We start from the raw sequence: 7,765 nt of genomic DNA on the forward strand, positions 1-7,765 counted from the left end.
TGAATAATAATAAAAATATATTTTATAAAATTTCAATATATAAAAAATATCATGTTTCTATATGTACTAGAAGTCCAAATGATAATTTTTTACTATTTTTGAACGATATTAATAATATTTTTGAAGATAATTCTATAATTGTATCTGAGAAAAAATATCAATATATTGATTTTTCATTTGATAGTGCAAACAGTGCAATAACATTTTTAAATATGATAATATTAGGAACATTAGAAAGAATTAAAAATATAAATGTTAGTTAATAAATTAATATAGGAGATAGTATGCAATACATTATCGTAGGTTCAGGTTTTTGGGGAGCTACCATTGCCGAGCGCATTGCTACGGTGATGAAAGAGCCTGTAATGGTGATTGACAGACGAAACCATATCGGCGGCAACTGTCATTCCTCGCTGGATGAGGAAACGGGCATAGAGTGCCATCGCTACGGCTCGCACATCTTCCACACGTCGCTGCCCGAGGTGTGGGAGTACATCAACAAGTTCGGGGAGTTCACCAGCTATCAGCACAAGGTGTTCATTACCTACAAGGGCAAGGTGTACACCATGCCCATCAACCTGAGCACCATCAACGCCTATTACGGCAAAAACTTCCGGCCTGCGGAGGCCAGGGCTTTTCTGGAAGCGGAAATAGCTCGTGACTTCATTGCGGAGCCGAAGAATTTGGAAGAGAAGGCCATCTCCCTTATTGGTCGTCCTTTGTATGAAGCCTTCATCAGGGGATATACCCACAAGCAGTGGGAGCATGACCCGCGTGAACTGCCGGCGTCCATCATCAGCCGTCTGCCGTTCCGCACCACCTACAACGCCAACTACTTCAACGATACCTGGCAGGGCGTGCCGAAGGACGGGTATTTCAGCATCTTCAAGAGGATGCTGGACAATCCTCTCATTACGGTCAAACTGAACTGTGAATATGAGAGCATAAAGTCTCAGATTCCTTCCGACTGCACGGTGATCTATACCGGTATGCCGGACCAGCTTTTCCAGTATAAATACGGAGAGCTGGAATGGCGGTCTCTGCGCTTTGAATGGGAAACGCTACCCCTGCAGGATTATCAGGGCACGACCGTAATGAATTATGCAGACGTGGAAGTGCCCTTTACCCGTTTGCATGAGTTCAAGCACTATCATCCAGAGCGTAAAGAGCCTTTCGCACTGAACAGGACGGTCATTTGCCGCGAGTACTCCAAAACCTACAAGAAGGGCGACGAAGCCTACTATCCCGTGAACAATGCACGCAACAACGAGATGTACGCAAAGTATGCGGAAGAAGCGGCAAAGACGCCGAACCTGATTCTCGGCGGAAGACTCGGAGCCTACAGGTACTGGGACATGGACAAGGCCATTGCTGATGCCTTGAAGGTGTTCGAAACAAAGATTCTGAAAAAATAATTTGTTTCTTCACGTACAGATGAGACGTAACTGTGAGAAATAATCTCTATTTTTTCAGAGTATGCAGTAGAGAGATGATAATAATCTTCTATTAAAATGAGAATCATTGTTCTTCAGAAGAAGTATGTCACGGTCAGTTTGAAAGACATACTTTCTTCTGGGGGATAATGTGAAAAGAGTGCTTCTTTTTGTTGCAGCGGTGATGGTTATGTGGTCCTCATCTGCGTTTGCGGCAAACAGCTCGGTCTGTGGTATCTATCTTGCGCCAAAGTTTACGGTATCCGTGCTGCATACCAGGGGAAATCTTGATCTGGCTGCCTCCTCATGGGGGCCGCGCAGAGTATTCGGGGCCAGAGCAGGGGGCGCTCTGTCCCTGGGATACGATTTCTGGCGAAAGTTTCAGGTGCCCTTCCGTCTGGAGCTGGAGTATGGAGCTTCTGAAAGTGTGTCGAAAACGGCGTCCATCAAGGTGTTCAGAAGGCGTTTTCCTTTTCGTGCCAGGATAGGAGTACAGACGCTGCTCATGAATGCCTATGTGGATATGCCGAACAGCAGCGGCTTTACTCCTTATGTCGGAGCGGGGGCGGGCATGGCTTTCATTGATGTTAAAGGGAGCAGCATGGGAATGTCGGCTTCCGGTCATGCAACGGTTCCCGCGGGACAGCTCGGACTGGGATGTTCCTATGCCTTCAACAGGAACGTTTCGGTGGATATCGGATATCGCTTTGTGATTATGCGCAATACTGATGCTTCATGTGATTCCATACGTCTGAATCTCCAGAAAAACTATATGCATCAGGCCATGCTTGGTCTGCGAATTACCTTTTAATAATCGGCTCCGGGGCTGAAACTTTTGGTGGCGCTGTCATGGATATTTTGAACGGGAAGAATGCAATGGAGACAAAGCAGATGCATGCTGAAGAGCAGGAGCGTTTTCTTGCCTTCTCCCGCAAGTTTTCCCGTATTCCTCACCTTTCCGCCTTTCTCGGCGGAGAGGTGAGGCTTGTCGGAAACAATGGGGAAGAAACGTGTACGGCCGTAGCCGGATGGGGACACAAGCCCACGGCCGACAAGGCAAGACGTTATGCCGCGGAGCACGGCCTTCCCTACATTGCCGTGGAAGACGGTTTTCTGCGTTCCCTGCGCCTCGGCTGCGAAGGGGCGGAGCCTCTTTCCCTGGTGGTCGATCATACCGGCATTTACTACGACGCTACCGGGCCTTCGGATTTGGAGAACCTTTTGAACGCCGACGGCTGGGAAGAGCCGGCGCTCATGGCCTCGGCAGAAAAGGCGCTTGCCGCTATCATTCACCATGGTCTCAGCAAGTACAATCATGCGCCGGACGCTTCACCTCATCTTCTGGGGGAAGCGGCTCCAGATTCCCCCCGTGTGCTCATCATCGACCAGACGGTGGGGGACGCCTCGGTCTCCCTCGGGCTGGCGGATGCCTCATCCTTTGCCGCCATGCTTGCCGATGCGAAGACTCGATTTCCCGGAGCGCGGATCTTTGTAAAGACGCATCCCGACGTTCTGGCCGGAAAGAAGCAGGGGTATCTTACGGCTCAGGCGAAGGCGGAGGGCGCGACGCTCATTGCCGAAGACGTGTCGCCGCTTTCCCTTCTTGCTCAGGCGGACGAAGTGTATGCGGTGACTTCCCAGATGGGCTTTGAGGCGCTCATGCTGGGCAGACGCGTACACTGCTTCGGCATGCCGTTCTATGCGGGCTGGGGGCTTACGGAAGACGCCGTTTCCTGCCCCCGCAGGACGAAGAAGCGCACGCTTCTGGAAGTGTTTGCGGCTGCCTATCTTTTGTATGCCCGCTATGTGAATCCCGTAACCGGAGAAAGATGCGACATTCACGACACCATTGAGAGGCTTGCCGTACAGCGGGAGAAGAACGAACAGAACCGCGGTTTTCACGCCTGCTTCGGCTATTCTCTCTGGAAGCACCCTCATGCCCGGGCCTATTTGCAGAGCACGGGGGCTTCGTTTCGCTTCTTCAAATACTTCCATGGCGAACAGAGGGCCGTGGCCTGTGCGGCGCGCCGCGGGGGCGACGTGGTGGCATGGTCGTCGAAGTGCGTGGACGGAAGGCTTGAAGAGCGCTGCCGACGTGCGGGAGTGTCCCTTGTGCGCATGGAAGACGGCTTCATCCGTTCCGTGGGACTCGGTTCGGAATTTCAGTGGCCGTATTCTCTGGTGCTGGACCGGCGGGGCATTTACTACGATCCCTCGCGCCCCAGTGATCTTGAAGTCATTTTGCAGGGAATGCCGGAGAGGGAAGGACATGATGATCTGTGCGTCCGCGCCCGGATGCTTCGTGAATACATCGTGGCCAAGGGACTCACCAAGTACAACGTGGGCGGAACTGCGCTTTCCCGGGACAGCTGGCCTTCGGATCGCCGGGTGCTGCTGGTTCCCGGTCAGGTGGAGGATGATGCTTCGGTGCGACGTGGCGGCTGCGGCATCAGGGGAAATCTGGAACTGCTCAGAGAGGTGCGCCGTCGCAATCCCGGGGCCTTCATCATCTATAAGCCGCATCCCGACGTGGAGGTGAAGAACCGCAAAGGCAGAATAGACGATGCCGAGGCCTTGCGCGTGGCCGACGAGGTGGTGCGCGACGTGCGCATGGACGCGCTTCTTGCCGTGGTGGACGAAGTGCATACGCTCACGTCCCTGACCGGCTTTGAAGCTCTTTTGCGCGGCGTGAAGGCGTGCACCTACGGTGGTCCGTTCTATGCCGGATGGGGACTGACGGAAGACTGTGCATCGGAGCGTGCGTTTCTTGCACGGCGCACGGCGCGTCTTACGCTGGATGAGCTCACGGCGGGCGTTCTTCTGCTGTACCCGAGTTATTACGACTGGCAGACGGCGAGCTTCTGCACGGCGGAAGATGTATGCCGCAGACTGCTGCAACCCGGCGGACAGATGCACGGCAAGTATCTGGTGCGAGTGTTCGCCGCGCTGCGCGCATGGGCGAGGAAGGTGTTCTGATGGCGAGTTTCCTTTTCCTTCAGGGGCCGCACGGACCGTTCTTCCGGCTTCTCGGCCAGGAGCTGCGCTCCCGCGGGCATGACGTGACCCGGGTGAATCTCTGCGGCGGCGACGTGCTGGACTGGCCGCACGGCGCACTTTGCTATCGGGGCCGCACGTCGGACTGGAGTGCCTGGGTGCACGGGCTCATGATGCGCAGGAAGGTGACGGATCTTCTGGTCTTCGGCGACTGGCGTCCGCATCATCGTGAGGCGGTGCACATTGCACGGCTGAACGGCATACGGGTGTGGGCCTTCGACGAAGGGTATCTTCGTCCGCACTGGATAACCATGGAGCGGGGCGGGGTGAACGGCAACTCCACCCTGCCGCATACGCCGGAAGAGGTGCGGGCGGAAAGCCGTCGCTATGCCGAGCCGTCGTCTCCCGAGTCGTCGCTGAATCCGATTGCGCGCCGTCAGCTTCAGGCCGTGCTCTATGCCGGAGCTTCCATTCTGTCCGTGCCGTTTTTCCCGTTCTACCGCACGCATCGTCCGTACGGACATTTGAAGGAGCTTTTCAGCGGCTGGGTACCTCATTTCTTCACGCGTCGACATCGCATGAAGCAGTCGGAAAAGGCCTTGATGCATCTGAACGATGCTCCGTTCTTTCTTTTTCCGCTTCAACTCGACTCCGATTCGCAGGTGCGTCGCTATTCGCCGTTCAGCGGCATGAAGGAGGCCATAGCCTGGGTGATGACGTCCTTTGCCAAGGACGCGCCCAAAGATACGCATCTTGTCATCCGCAACCATCCTCTGGACAGCGGACTCATCCGCTATGACCGGTTCATACGCAGTTTCAGCGAGGCGTGCGGCATAGAAGATCGCGTGCTCTTTGTGGAAAGCGGCAACGGCATGGACATGATACGAAAAAGCCGGGCCGTGGTGCTTTTGAACAGCACCATGGGAATGCAGGCACTGGAGCAGGGCAAGGCGGTGTACTGCGTGGGCAAGTCCATCTATGCCATGCCCGGACTTGCACAGAGTTCGAACGAGTGCAGCCTTTCCCGGTTCTGGACGGCGTACCGTACGCCGGATGCCGGACTTTTGCATGACTTTGAAAAGCTGCTGTTGTGTCGTGCGCTGGTAAACGGAAATTTTTATTTCGGCAGGGGGCTTGAAATGGCTGTAAAAGGCTGTGCCGACAGGCTGTCATCGGCAGTTCGCGGAAACTGACAAGAACATACAGGAAGGGAAAGAATAATGAACATACTGCTTGCCGGAGGCGCGGGGTATATAGGGTCTCACACTGCTGTGGAACTTATCGGCGCCGGACATGACGTTGTCATTGTGGACAACTACAGCAACAGCTCCCCGGAAGTCGTCCACCGCATCGAGAGACTAACGGGAAAAGTCGTACCGGCCTTTCGTGCGGATGTGCGTGATGCCAAGGCCGTGTCAGAGATCATGGCGGCGCATCCCATAGACTGCGTCATTCATTTTGCCGGTCTGAAGGCAGTGGGGGAATCCGTAAGAAAGCCTTTGGAGTATTACGACAACAACATCAACACCACGCTTACGCTGCTTGCGTGCATGAAGAAGGCCGGCGTGCACAACATCGTGTTTTCCTCTTCCGCTACCGTGTACGGCGAGGAAAATGCCATTCCCTATGTGGAAACCATGAAGAAGGGCAGTTGTTCCAATCCGTACGGCTGGACCAAGTCCATGATGGAACAGATTCTGGAAGATGCGGCCGTGGCCGATCCCGAACTGTCCGTGGTGCTTCTGCGCTATTTCAATCCCATAGGTGCGCATGAGTCCGGGCTCATCGGAGAAGACCCGCTGGGCACTCCCAACAATCTCATGCCCTATGTTGCGCAGGTCGCCGTGGGACGCAGAGACCATCTGACCATTTTCGGCAACGATTATCCCACGCCTGACGGTACCTGTCGTCGCGACTACATCCACGTGGTCGATTTGGCTGTCGGACACGTGAAGGCCGTGGAATTTGCCGCATCCCACAAGGGAACGGAAGTGTTCAATCTCGGTACGGGCAATCCGTACAGCGTGCTCGACATTGTCGCTGCCTTTGAGCGCAACAGCGGCGTTCCCGTCCGTTATGAATTCGGCCCCCGCCGCGCCGGAGACCTGCCGGAGTTCTGGGCCAATGCCGACAAGGCAAAAAAAGTGCTCGGCTGGGAGGCTTCCCGCAATCTCGACGACATGTGCCGCGACACCTGGAACTGGCAGCGCAAAAATCCCGAGGGCTACCGCACGGGCAGAGCGTAGGAAGGCCTGTTTTTAGCCGAATTTCTGTTCTCCGAAGTCATGACAACGTCCGCAGATATCCTGCGGATTGAATAGCCGGGCCGGTTGTCGGCCCGGAGATTTTCCCGCATGGGAGATAACCTTCAACACGAGGAGACTCGTTATGAAAAAGTTTTGTTTGAGTGCCATTCTGGCCGCTGTTCTCATGTTGCCCTGTGCACAGGCCGCGTCCGCTGCTGAAGATACCATGGGCGTGTATGTCGCTCCCCGCGTCACGCTGAACATTCAGCACTTCCGCGGCAACGTGTACGGCGATCAGGGCCTTGGCTACACCCATTCCACGCATGACGTGAGCGTGGGCGGCGGTCTGGCCGTGGGCTACGACTTCAGCCGCAACCTCGACATGCCCTTCCGCATGGAACTCGAATACGCCGCCTACGGCTCCGTGTCCGACGACTTCCATGACGACGGCCATGCTTCCGCCATCGAGCTGGAAGAAAGCCTGCAGACCGTGCTGTTCAACGTGTACTGGGATCTGCATGACCTCACCTTCTATCAGATCACTCCCTATGTGACTGCCGGCGCCGGTGTGGGCATCCTCAAGAGCGAGTACAGCTGGAACAACGGCGTGGAAAACTACGGCGGCGGCGCGAGCGACACCAAGGCCGTGTTTGCCGGTCAGATCGGTCTCGGCTTCTCCTACGCCATCAACGACACCTTTGCCGTTGATCTCGGCTATCGCTTCCTTGTGATGGGCGACGGCTTTGCCCGCGGCAACCTGTCCGATGCTTCTCAGAGCATTCGCGCCAACCTGAACACCGACCGCAACTTCGCTCACATGGTGAGCCTGGGTCTGCGCGCCACCTTCTAATACCTTAGGGTACCATCGCCCCCGGGCGCGTTCTGCGTGACCGGGGGCCGGCCCCGCGGACGTGTCGATCTTCGCACGTTCACGGGGCTTTTTCATGCCCGAAGACGTTCGGCGTTCCCCCGGTCGGATTCTCGCAGGGCCGCTTTCGGGCCGAGGCGCCGTGTGCGGGAGGAGACGGGGCGCCTTCCGGCCTGTCCCCTGCTCTTGAAGAGCGATTGCCATGGTGCAAGGAAAGGAGTTTC

General features: G+C 55.5%; 7 protein-coding genes. All 7 read left to right on the plus strand.

Annotated elements, in window-relative coordinates; all coding sequences use genetic code 11:
- Window positions 1-263, plus strand: a 263-nt coding sequence (locus QZZ60_RS09310; protein ID WP_295640779.1) for a hypothetical protein, incomplete at its 5' end; no start/stop codon positions are given.
- Between the two features lie 21 nt (window positions 264-284).
- Entirely contained in the window at window positions 285-1,415 is a 1,131-nt protein-coding gene (glf, locus tag QZZ60_RS09315) for a UDP-galactopyranose mutase (protein ID WP_295640781.1), read from the plus strand.
- Window positions 1,416-1,584: 169 nt separating this feature from the next.
- Window positions 1,585-2,244 carry an outer membrane beta-barrel protein gene (locus QZZ60_RS09320; protein ID WP_295640783.1) on the plus strand — a complete coding sequence of 220 codons (660 nt, stop codon included), beginning with the start codon at window positions 1,585-1,587 and terminating at the stop codon, window positions 2,242-2,244.
- A 65-nt stretch (window positions 2,245-2,309) separates the two neighbouring features.
- The gene (locus QZZ60_RS09325) at window positions 2,310-4,409 is read left to right on the plus strand and encodes a capsular polysaccharide biosynthesis protein (RefSeq protein WP_295640785.1); all 2,100 of its coding nucleotides are present in this window, start codon (window positions 2,310-2,312) and stop codon (window positions 4,407-4,409) included.
- Entirely contained in the window at window positions 4,409-5,620 is a 1,212-nt protein-coding gene (locus tag QZZ60_RS09330) for a capsular biosynthesis protein (protein ID WP_295640787.1), read from the plus strand. Before QZZ60_RS09325 ends, QZZ60_RS09330 begins: the two co-directional genes overlap by 1 nt.
- A 27-nt stretch (window positions 5,621-5,647) precedes the next feature.
- Window positions 5,648-6,673, plus strand: coding sequence for a UDP-glucose 4-epimerase GalE (gene galE / locus QZZ60_RS09335; protein ID WP_295640789.1), 1,026 nt, complete (start codon window positions 5,648-5,650; stop codon window positions 6,671-6,673).
- A gap of 142 nt (window positions 6,674-6,815) precedes the next feature.
- Window positions 6,816-7,523: an outer membrane protein gene (locus QZZ60_RS09340; RefSeq protein WP_295640791.1), complete on the plus strand. Its 708-nt coding sequence runs from the start codon at window positions 6,816-6,818 to the stop codon at window positions 7,521-7,523.
- Window positions 7,524-7,765 lie beyond the last annotated feature (242 nt).

Origin of the sequence: uncultured Mailhella sp. (assembly GCF_905187505.1) — a bacterium.
GTDB lineage: Bacteria > Desulfobacterota > Desulfovibrionia > Desulfovibrionales > Desulfovibrionaceae > Mailhella.